The organism is Sphingomonas sp. SRI_018 (genome assembly GCF_057586275.1).
Genome location: NZ_JBYCZO010000003.1, coordinates 251,501 through 267,546 on the forward strand (window position 1 = coordinate 251,501; position 16,046 = coordinate 267,546).

15 protein-coding genes are annotated in these 16,046 nt (G+C 70.0%); 10 read left to right on the top strand and 5 right to left on the bottom strand.

The annotated features are described in order from the left end of the window. Positions 1-29 precede the first annotated feature (29 nt). The 10 genes from AC2YHA_RS16645 (at position 30) to AC2YHA_RS16690 (ending at position 11,818) form a co-directional block, all read left to right on the top strand. Positions 30-1,064, top strand: a complete 1,035-nt coding sequence (locus AC2YHA_RS16645) for a LacI family DNA-binding transcriptional regulator (protein ID WP_487402501.1) — start codon at positions 30-32, stop codon at positions 1,062-1,064. 272 nt (positions 1,065-1,336) lie between these two features. Next, entirely contained in the window at positions 1,337-2,149 is an 813-nt protein-coding gene (locus AC2YHA_RS16650) for a phytanoyl-CoA dioxygenase family protein (RefSeq protein ID WP_487402502.1), read from the top strand. 8 nt (positions 2,150-2,157) lie between these two features. Then, positions 2,158-3,258, top strand: a complete 1,101-nt coding sequence (locus tag AC2YHA_RS16655; RefSeq protein WP_487402503.1) for an alcohol dehydrogenase catalytic domain-containing protein — start codon at positions 2,158-2,160, stop codon at positions 3,256-3,258. Next, positions 3,255-4,094 carry an alpha/beta hydrolase gene (locus tag AC2YHA_RS16660; protein ID WP_487402504.1) on the top strand — a complete coding sequence of 280 codons (840 nt, stop codon included), beginning with the start codon at positions 3,255-3,257 and terminating at the stop codon, positions 4,092-4,094. The genes AC2YHA_RS16655 and AC2YHA_RS16660 overlap by 4 nt, the downstream gene beginning before the upstream one ends. Next, positions 4,091-5,656 carry an alpha-amylase family glycosyl hydrolase gene (locus AC2YHA_RS16665; protein ID WP_487402505.1) on the top strand — a complete coding sequence of 522 codons (1,566 nt, stop codon included), beginning with the start codon at positions 4,091-4,093 and terminating at the stop codon, positions 5,654-5,656. The genes AC2YHA_RS16660 and AC2YHA_RS16665 overlap by 4 nt, the downstream gene beginning before the upstream one ends. A gap of 32 nt (positions 5,657-5,688) precedes the next feature. After that, complete coding sequence (locus tag AC2YHA_RS16670; RefSeq protein WP_487402506.1) at positions 5,689-6,564, top strand: helix-turn-helix transcriptional regulator; 876 nt, start codon at positions 5,689-5,691, stop codon at positions 6,562-6,564. Between the two features lie 332 nt (positions 6,565-6,896). Beyond that, the gene (locus tag AC2YHA_RS16675; protein WP_487402507.1) at positions 6,897-7,529 is read left to right on the top strand and encodes an alpha/beta hydrolase; all 633 of its coding nucleotides are present in this window, start codon (positions 6,897-6,899) and stop codon (positions 7,527-7,529) included. 175 nt (positions 7,530-7,704) lie between these two features. After that, a complete protein-coding gene (locus AC2YHA_RS16680) occupies positions 7,705-9,294 on the top strand; it encodes an efflux MFS transporter permease (protein WP_487402508.1) in 1,590 nt (529 codons plus the stop codon). Beyond that, entirely contained in the window at positions 9,291-10,436 is a 1,146-nt protein-coding gene (locus AC2YHA_RS16685) for an HlyD family secretion protein (RefSeq protein ID WP_487402509.1), read from the top strand. The genes AC2YHA_RS16680 and AC2YHA_RS16685 overlap by 4 nt, the downstream gene beginning before the upstream one ends. Continuing rightward, entirely contained in the window at positions 10,433-11,818 is a 1,386-nt protein-coding gene (locus AC2YHA_RS16690) for an efflux transporter outer membrane subunit (protein ID WP_487402510.1), read from the top strand. Before AC2YHA_RS16685 ends, AC2YHA_RS16690 begins: the two co-directional genes overlap by 4 nt. On the opposite strand, the gene AC2YHA_RS16695 is transcribed toward AC2YHA_RS16690, so the two are convergent. From AC2YHA_RS16695 to sufC, 5 genes are all read right to left on the bottom strand, one after another. Beyond that, entirely contained in the window at positions 11,808-12,161 is a 354-nt protein-coding gene (locus AC2YHA_RS16695; RefSeq protein WP_487402511.1) for a HesB/IscA family protein, read from the bottom strand. The two genes, AC2YHA_RS16690 and AC2YHA_RS16695, sit on opposite strands and share 11 nt — an antisense overlap. After that, complete coding sequence (locus AC2YHA_RS16700; RefSeq protein ID WP_487402512.1) at positions 12,161-12,631, bottom strand: SUF system Fe-S cluster assembly protein; 471 nt, start codon at positions 12,629-12,631, stop codon at positions 12,161-12,163. Before AC2YHA_RS16700 ends, AC2YHA_RS16695 begins: the two co-directional genes overlap by 1 nt. Continuing rightward, positions 12,628-13,806: a cysteine desulfurase gene (locus AC2YHA_RS16705; protein ID WP_487402537.1), complete on the bottom strand. Its 1,179-nt coding sequence runs from the start codon at positions 13,804-13,806 to the stop codon at positions 12,628-12,630. The genes AC2YHA_RS16700 and AC2YHA_RS16705 overlap by 4 nt, the downstream gene beginning before the upstream one ends. A gap of 155 nt (positions 13,807-13,961) precedes the next feature. Next, positions 13,962-15,038, bottom strand: coding sequence for a SufB/SufD family protein (locus tag AC2YHA_RS16710; RefSeq protein ID WP_487402513.1), 1,077 nt, complete (start codon positions 15,036-15,038; stop codon positions 13,962-13,964). Between the two features lie 262 nt (positions 15,039-15,300). After that, positions 15,301-16,044 (bottom strand): Fe-S cluster assembly ATPase SufC, encoded by a 744-nt coding sequence (sufC, locus tag AC2YHA_RS16715; protein WP_487402514.1) that lies wholly within the window; start codon positions 16,042-16,044, stop codon positions 15,301-15,303. Positions 16,045-16,046: the final 2 nt, after the last annotated feature.

The window sequence follows — 16,046 nt, forward strand, 5'->3', positions numbered from 1 at the left end:
CAAGGACTATGGGTCCCTTGCAGAGCAGAATGCGTTCGGTGCACGCCAAGCCCACTTCGTTCGACATCGCCGCGCTTGCCGGCGTCTCCCAGCCGACCGTGTCCCGCGCGCTGCGCGGCGACCGGACCGTGAGCGAGGCGACCCGCAAGCGCGTCGAGGCGATCGCGCGCCAGCTCAACTACAAGGTCGACAAGAACGCTTCGAACCTGAGGCGCGGGCAGAGCAACACGCTGGCGCTGCTGTTCTTCCAGGACCCGACGCCCGACGAGACGCTGATCAATCCCTTCTTCCTGTCGATGCTGGGTTCGATCACGCGGACCTGCGCGCTCAGGGGCTATGACCTGCTCACCTCGTTCCAACAGCTCTCCGCCGACTGGCATGTCGATTACGAGGACAGCCACCGCGCCGACGGCATCATCCTGCTCGGCTATGGCGACTACGAGCTCTACCGCGCCCGGCTCGACCATCTCGTCGAGCATGGTACCCATTTCGTGCGCTGGGGCTCGGTCGAGCCGGGCAGCGCGGGCACCACGATCGGCTGCGACAATCGCGGCGGCGGGCGGCTGGCGGGCGAGCATCTGATCGCGAGCGGACGACGGCACATCGCCTTTCTCGGCGAAGCGAACAAGCGTTATCCCGAATTCCGCAATCGCTATCTCGGACTCTGCGATGCGCAGCGCGACGCCGGACTGATCCCGGACATCGGGCTGCAGGTCGATTCGATCACCACCGAGGAGGCGGGCTATGCCGCCGCCCGGCAGCTGATCGGGCGCGGCATTCCCTTCGACGCGATCTTCGCCGGCTCGGACCTGATCGCGATCGGGGCGATGCAGGCATTGGCCGAGCACGGCCTCGAGGTTCCGCGCGACGTCGCGATCGTCGGCTTCGACGACATCCCCGCCGCGCGGCTGACCCAGCCGGCGCTGACCACCATCGCCCAGGACTATGCCCGCGCCGGCGAGCTGCTGGTCGACTCGCTGATCCGCCAGATCAACCGCGAGCCGGCCGACACGACCGTGCTGCCCGCGCGGCTGGTGGAGCGGCAGTCGAGCGGGCGCGGCTAGACCTGGATTGTCATGCCGGACTTGGTCCGGCATCCACTTCTCCACGAAGGCAGGCGGCGAGGTTCCAGCTGGAATCTCGAAACCTTTAGTTGTGCGCCCGGTGGCCCCCGGAACAAGTCCGGGGTGACGAGTAAGTGGGTCACATTCCGCAACCCGTTCCAAAGGTCATCGATCCGATAGTTTTTGCGCCGGGACGCGATAGCCGCGGCGGCTGCGGCCGCATCTGTGTGAGATTATGCTGGCCTCCAAGAACAGACGCAGGAGATGCCAGGATGCCGATCGATCTCGATCGCCCCTATCCGATTTCGCCCGAGCAGGTCGCGCAGTTCCGCAACGACGGGTTCATCAAGCTCAAGCACGTGTTCTCGGCCGAGGAGCTTCGCTATTACGGCGAAGAGATCACGCTGCTCACCATCGCGCTCAACACCCAGACGCTGCCGCTCGAGGAGCGCAGCACCTATGACCGCGCCTTCCTGCAGATCATGAACCTGTGGGAGGAGAGTTCGGTCGCACGCGAGTTCGTGTTCGGCAAGCGGCTCGCCGGGATCGCCGCGGCGCTGCTCGAGGTGGAGGGCGTGCGGCTCTATCACGATCAGTCGCTCTACAAGGAGCCGGGCGGCGGGATCACCCCGGCCCATGCCGACCAATATTACTGGCCCGTCTCCAGCGATCGCACCATCACCGCCTGGGTGCCGCTGCAGGCGGTGCCGCAGGACATGGGGCCGCTCGCCTTCTTCGCCGGCAGCCAGCATATCGAGTTCGGCCGCGACCTCGGCATCTCCGACGAGAGCGAGCGCGAGATCACGCGCAACATGGAGGCGCACGGCTTCCCGGTGGTCGATGCCCCGTTCGACCTCGGCGAGGTCAGCTTCCACCTCGGCTGGACCTTCCACCGCGCCGGGCCGAACCGGTCGGAGCAGCCGCGATCGGTGATGACCGTGATCTACATGGACCGCGACATGGTGCTGAAGGCGCCGAGCAACGACATGCAGCGGCACGACTGGGAGCGCTGGTGCCCGGGCGCCGAGGTCGGCAAGGTGATCGACACGCGGCTCAACCCCGTGCTGTTCGAGCGCGCCGCGTGAGCGCAGGCGTGGCCGTCGGTCCGGCGGCGATCGCCGACGGCCGGGGCGGCTTCACGATCGAGACGATCGAGGTCGATCCGCCCGGTCCCGGCGAGGTCCGGGTGACGATCGCGGCGGCGGGCGTGTGCCATACCGACCATGCCTCGCTGCGCTGGCCGGGGCCGCTGGTGATGGGCCACGAAGGCGCCGGCCACGTCGAGGCGATCGGTGAAGGCGTGACTCGGCTCGAAGTCGGCCAGCCCGTCCTGCTCAACTGGGCGATCCCGTGCGGCGCCTGCTTCCAGTGCGGCCGCGGCGCCGAGGCGCTGTGCGAGCGCACCCATGAGATCGATCCGCCGGCGCTCGGCACCAGCCGCGCCCATGCCGGCGGGACGCGCCTCGACGGCAAGCCGGTCGAGCGTGCCTTTCACCTCGGCACCTTCTCGCGTCATGCGCTGGTCCGGGCCGAGGCGGTGACGCCGCTGCCCCCGGAATTGCCGGCCGAGATCGCCTGCATCCTTGGCTGCGCGGTGATGACCGGCGTCGGGTCGGTGGTGAATGTGGCGGAGGTCGCGCCGGGGGACAGCGTGGCGGTGGTCGGGTGCGGCGGCGTGGGGCTGAACGTGATCCAGGGCGCGCGGATCGCCGGAGCTGCGACCATCATCGCGATCGATCGGGTCCAGGCGCGGCTCGACCACGCCCGGGCGCTCGGCGCGACGCATCTGCTGCGCGCGGGCGACGATGACGGCGAGCGGCTGGTGACGGAGGTCCGCGCGCTGACGGGCGGGCGGGGGGCCGATCACGCCTTCGAGGCAACGGGCGTCCCCGCCCTCGCCTTCCTGCCGCTGCGCCTGGTCCGGAACGGCGGCAATGCGTTGCAGGTGAGCGGCGCGCATGGCACCGGCAGCGTCGCGCTGACCGATTTCTTCTGGAACAAGCGCTACCTCGCCCCGCTCTACGGCGGCTGCGTGCCGGCGCGCGACTTTCCCCGCCTGTTCGGCTGGGCGGCGGACGGCAGCCTCGAGCTCGCGTCGCTGATCAGCCACCGCTACCCGCTCGAGGCGCTCGACCGTGCCTTTGCCGACATGCTCGAAGGAAGGAGCACCAAAAGCGTGCTGACGTTCGCATGAGCCGCGGAAGCCCGTTCCGCACGATCGAGCGCTCGGATCCGGCGATCCCGGCCGACGATCTCGAATTCCTCACCGTCAAGAGCCGGGCGCTGAGCCAGCGCGCCGACGTGACGCTGTATGTCCCGCCCGAGTTCAGGGGCGTCCGCGACCTGCCGATCGTGATGCTGCTCCACGGAGTCTACAGCTCGCATTGGGCCTGGGCGCTGAAGGGTGGCGCCCATCTCACCGCCGCGCGGCTGATGGCGGAGGGTTCGCTGCCGCCGATCGCTTTGGTGATGCCGTCGGACGGCCTGTGGGGCGACGGATCGGGCTATGTCCCGCACGCGCGCCTCGATTTCGAGCAATGGATCGTCAAGGAGGTGCCCGCGCTGGCCGCCCATGTCGTCGAGGGCTGCACCGCCGATTCGCCGCTGCTCGTCGGAGGACTCAGCATGGGCGGGTTCGGGGCGCTGTGCCTTGCCGGCAAATATCCGGACCGCTTCGCTGCCGCATCGGCCCATTCCGCGGTCACCGAAGCGCAGCAGCTCGACGCGCTGATCGAGGAAAGCCGCGAATGGTGGAGCATCGCCGATTGCGACACCAGCGTGCTGGCGGCGCTCACCGAAGCGCCCGCGCCGCTGCCGCCGATCCGGTTCGATTGCGGGCTCGACGACCCCTTCCTGGCGGCGAACCGCGCGCTGCATTTCGCGCTGGAGCAGCGCGGGGTTCCGCACGTCTATGCCGAGCGACCCGGCGGGCACGACTGGCGCTACTGGTCGAGCGCGATCGAGGAGACGCTGCGCTTCTTCGGCCGCGTGCTGTGCGGCGACAGGACGGTCATGGAGAGGAACGGATGAGGATCGCCCGCACGCTTGCCGGATTGGCCATGGCCGCGGCGCTCGCCGCCGCCGCGCCGGCGCAATCCCCTGCGCCGCCGCCGCTCGCGCCGGCGGGCGAGGAGGTCTTCTATCACATCTTCATGCGCAGCTTCCGCGATTCCAACGGCGACCGCATCGGCGACCTTAAGGGGCTGACCGAGAAGCTCGACTATCTGAAGCAGCTCGGCGTGACCTCGATCCTGCTGACGCCGCTCCAGCCCTCGCCCTTCTACCACAATTATTTCGCGACCGACTTCGAGGGCATCGACCCGGCCTATGGCACGATGGACGATTATTTCGCCTTCGTCCGCGCCGCGCACGGCCTTGGCCTCAAGGTCTATCTCGACCAGGAGATCCAGTATGTCGCGGACGGGCATCCGTGGCTGGAGCAATCGCGGGGGCGGCCGGACGCGCCGCTCGGCGATCATATCCTGTGGCGCCGACCGGGGCATCAGGAGCCGGAGCCGTTCCTCAACCAGCCCGCCTGGCAGAGCTATGACGGTCGCTACATCGGCATCGCGATGGTCGACATGCGCCAGCCGGCGGTGAAACGCTATTTCGAGCGGCTGTTCCTGTTCTGGGCCGACCCGCACGGCGACGGCAGCGGCCGCGACGGCGTCGACGGCTACCGGATCGACCATATGATGGACGATCTCGACAACAAGCATCTGCTCAAGAACCTGTTCGCCGATTTCTGGACGCCGATCATCGCGAAGGTGAAGGCGCGGAGGCCCGGCTTCCGCATCCTCGCCGAGCAGGCCGACTGGGGATATGGCGAGGACTGGCTGAACCGCGGCAACGCCGATCTCGTCTTCGCCTTCCCGCTGCGCGGCGCGATGACCAAGCTCGACAAGCCGGCGATCGTCGCCGCGATCCGCGAGACCGAGGCGAAGACCCCAGCCGGCAAGGGCCAGATCACTTTCCTCGAGAACCACGACACCGACCGGCTGATGTCGCTGGTCGACAACGACCCGGCCCGCGCGCGCGCCGCGGCGGCGATCGCGCTGATGCTGGAGGGCGAGCCGCTGATCTACTACGGCCAGGAGCTCGGCATGCGCGGCGTGACGCGCAAGGGCACCATGTCGGACGCCGCGCACATCCCGCTGCGCGAGGCGTTCCGCTGGTCGGCCGATCTCGACGCGGCGGGGTCGGCGACCTGGTACAAGGGCGACGACCGCCCGTGGTGGATCGAGCGCGCCAACCGATCGCACGACGGCGTCTCGATCGAAGAGGAGGCTGGCCGGCCGGATTCGCTCCTCAACTGGTATCGCACGCTGCTCGCGCTGCGCCGCGACCGCCCGGAGCTGCGCGAAGGGAGCCAGCGCCTGGTCTGCGACGAGGGATCGCCGGTACTGTGCGTGCTGCGCGAGACCGGCGGCCGGCGAACGCTGCTGATGGTCAATCTCGGCAAGGCCGACGCCGAGGCGCATCCTGCCGGGCTCGGTTCGGGCTGGATCGACCTGATCGACCGCAGCGCGGCCGCCGGTCCGTCGGCCCTCAGGCTCAGGCCGCTGGAGGTGCGGATCCTCGGCACCCCTTGACGATGGTGCAGTACCGGGCGGAGAGCAGGCGGATGGCCACGTCCGACCTCGACCGCCCGATCTGCGAGCCGGTGGAGCTGCGCCCCGGCGCGGGGCTGCGCGTCGAGCGCGTGCACCAGGGGCCGGGCTCGCCGCCGAGCACGCCGTTCCCGCATTTCCACGACGTGCATGAGCTGGTGCTGTTCGGCCGCGTCTCCGGCCATTTCACCGCTGAGGGGCGCCGCTATCCGCTGACGCCGGGCTGCGTCGTGTTCGTGCCGTCGATGTGCCAGCACGACTTCGCGCTGGGCCCGGGACCGCGCGACTGGGTGCTGGTCCAGATCGATGCGATTGCCGGAGAGGCGCTGGGGCAGGCGCCGGGACTCGAGCGACTCTCCGCGCCGTTCTGCGCCAAGCCCGATTCGATCCAGCAGGGCCGCCTCGACATGCTCGCCGATTGGCTGACCGAGCTGTCGGCGGCCGATCCGCTGGCGCTGCCGATCGCCGAGCTGCTGCTGCGCGGGGTGGTGCGGTCTCCTGCGATCGACGGCGAGGCGCTGGCCGCCGGCCGTACGGGGATCGACCGGCTGCGACCGGCGCTCGACCGCCTGCGCCGCGATCCGGCTCTTGCACCTTCATTGGAAGAAGCGGCGGCGCTCTGTTCGCTGTCGCCGGCCTATTTCAGCCGGCGGTTCCGCCAGCAGATCGGGCTGGCCTGGAGCGATTATGTCCGCACGCACCGGCTGCACCTCGCCAGCCGCTATCTGCTCGAAAGCGAACAGAGCATCGCCGAGATCGCCTATCGGCTGGGCTTCGCCACTCCCTCGCACTTCGGCGAATTGTTCCACCGGCGGTTCGGGATGACGCCCAAAGCCTATCGCAGGGTCGGCCACGCGACCGTCCCGCGCGATTCGGCTACCCGGCATTAGAGACGGGAAAAGGTCTCCCGTAGCCTGATTTCCAGTCGTCACCCCGGACTTGTTCCGGGGTCCACCGGGAGGCAAGGACCGGACAAGAGGTTTCGAGCGCAACCCGCGAGGCGCAGTGGACCCCGGAACAAGTCCGGGGTGACGCCGAGGAGAATTGAGATGTCGGCCTCCGACTCTCAAGATCCCGTGCCCAAGCGTTCATCTCACCTTCAGCTTCGCCTCGTCGCAAAGGCTATTGCATAGCGGATAGGTGGGAATAGCTTCGCGCATTCCGGCCCGGAGTCGCATGGGGCTCATCCCATGACATCCTGACCGCTGCAGGAGAGGTGGCGATGCCCGTTTCCGCTGCGTTCGAAGAGTTCCCGGTGATCATCGCGGTGTCCGATCGAAGCGATTCGTCGCGCTGGCTCCATGCCCTCGACGGGCCGAAGGTCGAGCTCGGCGTGCATGGTCTGGGCCGCCGCAACGTATGGGCGGCGCGGCTCGATGAGGCGGTGCGGCGGACGCGCGGCAAGGTCGTGCTGATCGCCGAATCGGTCAGCTGCTTCGCCGTCGCCTGGTGGGCGCGGTTGTCGCCGACCGCCTATGTCGCCGACGTCGCCGGGGCGTTGCTGCTCGACCCGCTCGGCACCGGCGCGGCGAAGCCCTCAGTCGGGCTCAAGTCTTTCTCGGCACCGAGCACGCCGCTGCCCTTCCCGTCGCTTCTCTACACCGATGCCGATACGGCCGAGGCGGGCGCGCAGGCCGCGACGCTCGCGACCAATTGGGGCAGCCGGTTCGTCCATGCCTCCGCGCTCGCGCTGGTGGCGGCGGGACAGGGCTGCGAGACCGACGGCGAGCGCCACCTCGGCGAGTTGCTCGACGGCGTGCTGAACGGCACGATCACCGAGCCGAAGGTGGCCGAACTCCAGGGGTATCCCGCGCAAACGACCTCCCTCGCCCGCCGGTTCTGGCGCGGCGCCTGACGCCGGGAGGACAGCTTTCGTCGGCAGGCGCGCCGAGGCTTTCAGGCTAGGGTCCAGACCCTAGGGGCTTGAAGCCTCGGCGGTTCTCGCGCGTATTGGGGCCATGCCCGCCGCGCGCCTTCGTCGGTTCCTTTCGGAAGAACGCTGGGAGTTCGCGCCGCATGAAATGCCGGCGATGCCCGGATCGCCGGGATCGCCCGAGCATCCGAACCGCCGGCGGATCGCCTATGGCATCATCGCGGTGCTGCTGGGGCTGACCGGCGGTTTCGGCAGCGCGCTGATTTCGGCCAACACCACGACGCTGCAGGGATCGCTGGGGCTCGATCCGGCCGAGATCGCGTGGCTGCCGACGGTCTATGTGATGACCAACACGTCGATCAACCTGCTGCTGATCAAGTTCCGGCAGCAGTTCGGCCTCAGGCCCTTCGCGATCATCTTTCTCGGCATCTATGCGGCGCTGACGCTCGGGCATCTGTTCGTGCGCGATTTCTGGTCGGCGATCGTCGTGCGGGCCGCCAGCGGCATGGCAGGCGCGGCGGTCAGCAGCCTGTGTCTCTACTACATGATGCAGGCGCTGCCGGCGAAGTGGCGGCTGAAGGCGGTGGTGATCGGGATCGGCATCCCGCAATGCACGCTGCCGCTCGCCCGGCTATTCTCGCCCGACCTGCTGGCGATGTCGCAGTGGCGGATGCTGTATCTGTTCGAGCTGGGGCTGGCGCTGCTGTCGCTCGCCGGCGTCGCATGGCTGCGGCTGCCGCCGACCATCCGGCGCAAGGCGTTCGAGCCGCTCGACTTCGTCACCTTCCTGCTGTTCGGCATCTCGATGGCGCTGGTCGCGGCGGTGCTGGGGCTCGGGCGCATCGTGTGGTGGACCAACGCGAACTGGATCGCCTGGGCGCTGATCATCGCGCTGCCGATGTTCCTCGCCGCGATCGCGATCGAGCATCATCGCGCCAACCCGCTGCTCAACACGCGCTGGCTGGCGAGCTCCGACATCCTGCGCTTCACCATCGTCACGATCATGGCGCGGATCGTGCTGTCCGAGCAGACCTATGCCGCGGTCGGGCTGCTGACCGTGCTGGGGCAGAACAATGACCAGTTCGGGACGTTGTTTACGATCATCTTCATTGCTTCGGTCGCCGGGGTGGTCGCGAGCGCGGTGACGCTCAACGTCGAGAAGCTGGCCCATCCGGTGATGCTGTCGATCGGGCTGGTGGCGGTCGCCGCCTTTATCGACTCGCACTCGACCAGCCTCACCCGCGCGCCGCAGATGTATGCGACGCAGGCGCTGATCGCCTTCTCGGCGACCTTCTTCCTCGGCCCCTCGCTGCTGTTCGGGATGACGCGGGCGTTGCGCGAGGGCTCGGGCCACATCATCACCTTCATCGCGCTGTTCGGGATCATCAACTCGATCGGCAGCCTCGGCGGATCGGCGCTGCTCGGATCGTACCAGACGATCCGGGAGAAGGCTGAGAGCGCAGCGATCGTGCAGACCGTCGATCCCACCGATCCGATCGTCGCCGCGCGGCTCCAGGCGGGTGGCGCGGCGGTCGGTCGCGTGGTCGGCGATCCCGCGCTGCGCAGCGCGGAAGGCGGCGCCCTGCTCTCTCAGACCGCGACGCGCGAGGCCAACGTGCTCGCCTACAACGACACTTTCCGCTTGATCGCATGGCTGGCGGCGGCGACCACCCTGTATCTGATGTTCCTGCTGATCCGCCGTGCGTGGCGCGCGCGACGCATGGCTGGAGGGGAGGCCGCCGCATGACCGATACCGCCGCCAGTGCCGCCCCGGTGACGGAGGAGCGCGCGGCCGAGACCCAAGCGGCACCTCCGCCGCCCGCAGGATCGGGCTGGCGGCCGCCGCGCAACAGCCGGACGATGCTGATCGTGCTGGCGCTGATCGCGCTGGCCGGCATCGCCGCGATCCTGGCGGCGTGGCGGCTGCCGCCGTTCGCGACCCCCTATGAGTCGACCGACAACGCCTATGTGCGCGGGCGCACCACCGTGATCAGCCCGCAGGTGAGCGGTTACGTGACGCAGGTGACGGTGCGCGACTTCGAGGAGGTGCGCGCAGGCCAGCCGCTTGTGGTGATCGACGACCGCATCTACCGCCAGCGCGTCCAGCAGGCGGAAGCGCAGGTGGCGTCGAGCCAGGCGACGCTCGCCAACGCCGACCAGGCCGCGCGCTCGCGTGCCGCAAGCTTCGCCGCGCAGGAAGCGGCGGTCGCCAATGCCCGTGCGCAGCTGCTGCGCGCGCAGGCGGACATGGCGCGCGTCAACGACCTCGTCACCGACGGATCGGTGAGCCTGCGCGAGCGTGACCAGACGCTGGCGGCGCTGCGCCAGGCGCAGGCGGGGCTGCGGCAGGCGATCGCGGCGCGGGAGATCGCGCGGCAGGACATCCGCACCGTCGAGGTCGGGCGCGGCGGACAGCAGGCTGGCGTCGCGGGCGCGGAGGCGGCGCGGCGGGCGGCGGAGATCGACTTCGCCAACACGGTGATCCGCGCCCCCGAGACCGGACGGCTGAGCGAGGTCGGCGTGCGGCTGGGGCAATATGTGACGGCGGGGTCGCAGCTCATGTTCCTGGTGCCGGCGGAGACATGGGTGATCGCCAACTTCAAGGAGGCGCAGACCGCGCGGATGGCGGTCGGCCAGCCGGCGAGCTTCACCGTCGATGCGCTCGCCAACGCACGGCTGACCGGGCGGGTCGAGCGCATCTCGCCCGCCGCCGGATCGGAGTTCGCGGTGCTGAAGGCGGACAACGCCACCGGCAACTTCACCAAGGTGCCGCAGCGGATCGCGGTACGCATCCGTGTCGACCCCGGCCAGCCGCTCGCGGCGCGGCTCAGGCCCGGCATGTCGGTGCAGGCGCGGGTCGACACCAGCAGCGGGCCTCGCGTCCGGTGAGACGCGGGCTCGTCCTGCTGGCGGCGCTGGCGGCGAGCGGCTGCATCGGTCCGCGTCCGGAGGCGCCGCCGGGCGCAGCCGTGGTGCCGCCGCCGGCGTGGCGTGGCGCGCTCGGGCCGGGGGCGCCGATCCGGGCAGACTGGTGGCAGGCGTTCGGCGATCCGGTGCTCACCGCTCTGGTCGAGCGTGCGCTCGCCAACAATCCGGACATCGCCACCGCGGCGGCGCGGGTGGAGGAAGCGCGGGCGCAGGAGCGGCTCGCCCGTGCCCAGCTCGCGCCGAACGTCAGCGGGACGGCGCCGGTGTCCGAGGCCCGGGCGCTCAACGCGTTCGGGACGGCGGCGACCAATCTCGGCGGCCAGCCGGCGCTCTCGGCGAGCTACGATCTCGATCTGTTCGGGCGGCTGCGCAGCTCCGACGCGGCGGCGCGGGCGCAGCTGCTCGCCAGCGAGGGCGCCCGGGACGCGGTGCGGCTGGCGATCACCAGCAGCGTGGCGAGCGGCTATATCACGCTGCGCGCGCTCGACGCACGGCTGGCGGTGGCGCGGGAGACGCTGGCCTCGCGGGCCGAGGCGCTGCGCATCGCCCGGCGGCGGGCGACCACCGGCTATACCTCGAACCTCGAGCTGCACCAGGCCGAGGGCGAGTACCATGCCACCGAGCAGATCGTGCCGCAGACCGAGCTCGCCATCGCCCGGCAGGAGAATGCGCTCAGCATCCTGGTCGGCGATCCGCCCGCCGCCGTGGCCCGCGGGGCGGCGCTGGAGCGGCTCGCCTTCCCGGCGATCCCCGACGGGCTGCCCGCCGACCTGCTGCGCCGCCGGCCGGACCTGTTCCAGGCCGAGCAGACGCTGGTCGCCGCCGACCGCAGCCTCGACAGCGCAAGGGCGGCGATGCTGCCGAGCGTCAGCCTGACCGGGTCGGCCGGGCTGGTGCTGTCGACCGCGCTGTCCGATCCCGTAGGCGCGTTCTCACTGGGCGGGTCGATCCTCGGGCCGATCTTCGACGCCGGCCGGACCCGGGCGCAGGCCGATGCGGCGGCGGCGCGGCGGGACCAGGCGGCGTTCGCCTATCGCAAGGCGGCGCTGCAGGCGTTCCGCGAGGTCGAGGACGGCCTCGTCGGCGTGCAGCGCTCGGGGGAGCAGGCCGTCGCCCTCACCGCCCAGCGGGATGCGCTCGCCGCGGCGCTGCGCAATGCCTCGAACCGGTATCGGGCGGGCTATTCCTCCTACCTCGACCAGCTCGACGCGCAGCGCGGGCTGCTCAATGCCGAGCTCACTCTGGTCCAGGCCGAGGCGGACCGGCTCACCGCCTATGTCTCGCTCTACCAGGCGATGGGGGGCGGCTGGGACGCGGCGGACGTCGCCGGCGTCAGACGGTGAAGCTCTCGCCGCAGCCGCAGGCGCCCTTGGCGTTGGGATTGTCGAACACGAAGCCGGCGGTGAAATCGTCCTCGACCCAGTCCATCGTCGAGCCGACCAGGTAGAGCACCGATGCGCCGTCGACGTAGAGCGTGCCGCCCGGCGTCACCACCGCCTCGTCGAACGGCTTGGCCTCGGTCACGTAATCGACCGAATAGGCGAGGCCCGAGCAGCCGCGGCGCGGGGTCGACAGCTTGACCCCGACCGCGCCCTCCGGCGCCTTCGCCATCAGCTCGGCGATCCGCGCCTCGGCGCGGGGAGTGAGGTTGAGCACGGCGGGGCGTGCGCGGGTGGTGGTCGTCATCACAGCATCCCCAGCTCGAGCCGCGCCTCGTCGGACATCTTTGACGGGTCCCACGGCGGGTCCCAGACGAGGTTGACGTCGACCGTGCCGATCCCCGGCACCGCGCCGACGCGCAGCTCGACCTCGCCCGGCATCGATTCCGCGACCGGGCAGTGCGGCGTGGTCAGCGTCATCGTCACCGCGGCGTGGCCCTCCGGCGTCACCTCGACGTTGTAGATCAGGCCGAGCTCATAGATGTTCACCGGGATCTCGGGATCGAAGATTTCCTTGAGCGCCTCGATCACCGCCTCATAGGTCTCGCCGCCCGGCTCGACCGGCGAGAGGCCCTGCGGCTTCTCCGCGAGGAAGCCGGACAGATAGTCGCGCTTGCGCTCGAACGTCTCGCGCGGGCTTTCTGCGGCGTCCTCCACGCGCGCCTTGGGCGGCGGCGTCACGCTGTCCACTTCCTCGACCGCAATCCGATCGCTCATCCGAAGATCCTCGTCACTCGCTCAACACCCCGCGCCAGCGCCGCGATGTCCGCCGGCCCGTTGTAGACCCCGAAGCTCGCCCGCGCCGTCGCCGGCACCCCCAGCGCCTCCATCAAGGGCTGGGCGCAATGGTGGCCGGCGCGGATCGCCACGCTTCCCTCGTCCAAGATGGTGCCGATGTCGTGCGGATGCACCCCCTCGACGGCGAAACTCACGATTCCGGCCGAATCCTCGGGGCCGAACAGGCGGACGCTGTTGATCTGCTGGAGCGCCTCGCGCGCCTCGCGCACCAGCGCGGTCTCGTGCGCGTGGATGCGGTCGAGCCCGATGCCCTCGACATAGTCGATCGCCGCGGCGAGCCCGAGCGCGCCGACGATATGCGGCGTTCCCGCCTCGAACCGTGCGGGCGGCGGGGCGTAGGTGGTGCGCGCGAAGGTGACGCGGTCGATCATCGATCCGCCGCCCTGGTACGGCGGCATCGCGTCGAGCAGTTCGGCCCGGCCCCACAACACGCCGATACCGGTCGGGCCGTAGAGCTTGTGGCCGGAGAAGGCGTAGAAATCGGCGCCGATCGCGGCAACGTCGACGGCCATGCGCGGCACCGCCTGGCAACCGTCGAGCAACAGCTTGGCGCCTTGCCGATGGGCGAGGTCGGCCGCGCGGCGCGCGTCGAGCACCGAGCCCAGCACGTTGGAGACATGGGCGAGCGCGACCAGCTTGTGCTGCTCGTTCAGCATCGCCGCCATCGCGTCGAGATCGATGCGGTGGTCCGCGGTCAGCGGCACCACGTCGATGTGCGCCCCGATCCGCTCGGCGACGAGCTGCCAGGGGACGATGTTCGAGTGGTGCTCGAGCGTCGACAGCAGGATGCGGTCGCCCGCCTTGAGCTGCGTGCCGGCCCAGCTCTGGGCGACGAGGTTGATCGCCTCGGTCGCGCCGCGGACGAACACCACTTCCTCCGGCTGGCCGCCGATGAAACCGGCGACGCGCCTGCGGGCGGCCTCGTACGCCAGCGTCATGTCGGCCGAGCGCTGGTAGACGCCGCGATGCACCGTCGCATAGGTCTCGGCATAGGCGCGGGTGATCGCGTCGATCACCGGCTGCGGCTTCTGCGCGGTGGCGGCGGTGTCGAGATAGGCCCAGCCCGCGGGGATCGCCGGGAAATCCGACACCAGGTCGAGAGGGGCAAGCTCCTCCCCGGCACGGGGAGGGGGACCAGCCGCAGGCTGGTGGAGGGGGCTCTCCACCAGCGAATCGCCAAGTCGCGAGCCCCCTCCACCGGCTTCGCCGGTCCCCCTCCCCGTGCCGGGGAGGATCGGAAGATGCCCGGTCACAGCGTCGCCTCCAGCCAGGCATCGGCATCGGCGGCGAAGGCCGCGCGCACCGCCTCGTCGCCGATGCGATCCAGCGAATCCGCCACGAAGGCGCGGGTGAGCAGCGCCTTGGCGCGGGCCGGATCGATGCCGCGGCTTTCGAGGTAGAAGAGGGCGCGGGCATCGAGCTCGCCGACGGTGGCGCCATGGGCGCATTTCACGTCGTCGGCGAAGATCTCCAGCTCGGGCTTGAGGTTCACCGCCGCCGAGCGCTGGAGCAGCAGGCCGCGTAGCGACTGCTCGCCGTCGGTCTTCTGGGCGTGGCGGGCGACCTCGACGCGGGCGGCGAGGCTCGCCTGGCTCCGATCGGCGGCGACCGCGCGCCACAACTGACGGCTGACACCGTCGGGCGCGGCGTGGCGGACGACGACCGCGCATTCCTGATGCTGCCTGCCGCGGGTGAGCAGCGCACCGCCCATCTCGGCATAGGCGCCCTCCCCCGCCAGCGTCAGCGCGGCATCGAGGCGGCTGCCCATCCCACCGGCGCCGAGGACCACCGTGACGTAGCTCGCGCCCTGGCCGATCTCCGCCTCGTCGCGGAGCGAGACGAAGCCGTCGTCCTGGAGCAGGCGGATCGAGCGCTGGAGGCGGGCCGAGCGGGCGAGCTCGACCTGCGTCAGGCGGTTCGACCAGCCGGCGCCGACATAGGTCTCGACGATCGAGGCGACCGCATCCTCGGCGAGCACGATGCGCGCAGGGAGATGATTGTCGCCGCCGGTCGCGACGTGGACGATCTGGAGGTTGGTCACCGCGTGCTCGGGGCCGAGCGCCAGCGACCAGCCGGTGCCGGCGGCGCGGCTGCCGAGGGGATGCTCGGTCGCGGACTCCAGCGGCTCGATCGCCACCGGGCCGGGAGCGCTGCGGGTGCGGTCGAGCACGCCGTCGATGAAGACGAGGCGCGGGCCGTCGAGGTCGAGGAACGGCGGGACCACCGTGGTGCCGTGCGGCAAAGTGGCCGCGGCGGCGATCGCCTGCGGATCGGACCAACGCCAATCCTCCTGGCGAGTCGAGGGAAGATCGAGGACGGCGGTCATGCGAGCGCCTCCGAGACAATATCGTTCACGCGAAGGCGCGAAGGCACGAAGATTTTGTTCACGCAGAGGCGCAGAGGACGCAGAGATACGCCGCCTGCCGCACCCTCCGCCGCGCCAGCGGCCTTCGAATTTGGCGCTCGCCGAAGAGTGGAAAGTCTCACTGACGCGAGACGCGTGCAGCAGACGAAGCGCCTCTGCGCTCTCTGCGCCTCTGCGTGAACAAAATTCCTTTCCTTCTCCGCGCCTTCGCGCCTTCGCGTGATCATGCCTCCACAGCTCCATAGCCGTGCGCCTCGAGCTCGCGGGCGAGTTCGGGCCCGCCCGAGCGGACGATGCGGCCATCGGCGAGGACGTGGACCGCGTCGGGCTCCACATATTCGAGCAGGCGCTGGTAATGGGTGATGAGCAGCACCGCCTTGTCCGGCCCGCGCATGATGCGGTTGATGCCGTCGGCGACGATGCGCAGCGCGTCGATGTCGAGGCCGCTGTCGGTCTCGTCGAGGATCGCGAAACGGGGATCGATGATCCCCATCTGCACCATCTCGTTGCGCTTCTTCTCGCCGCCCGAGAAGCCGACGTTGACCGGGCGCTTCAGCATCTCCGGGTCGAGGCTCAGCGCATCGGCCTCAGCGCGGGCGAGCTTCAGGAACTCGCCGCCCGAGAGCGGCTTCTCGTCGCGGGCGCGGCGCTGGGCGTTGAGCGCCTCGCGCAGGAACTGGACGTTGGAGACGCCGGGGATCTCGACCGGATACTGGAAGCCGAGGAACAGGCCGGCGGCGGCGCGCTCGTGCGGCTCCATCTCCAGCAGGTCCTGGCCGTCGAAGGTGACCGAGCCGGCGGTCACCTCATAGCCCGGGCGGCCGCCGAGGACGTAGCCGAGCGTCGACTTGCCGGCGCCGTTGGGCCCCATGATCGCATGGACCTCGCCCGCGTTCACGGTGAGCGAGAGGCCCTTGAGGATTTCCTTGCCGTCGACTTCGGCGTGGAGGTTTTCGATACTGAGCACTG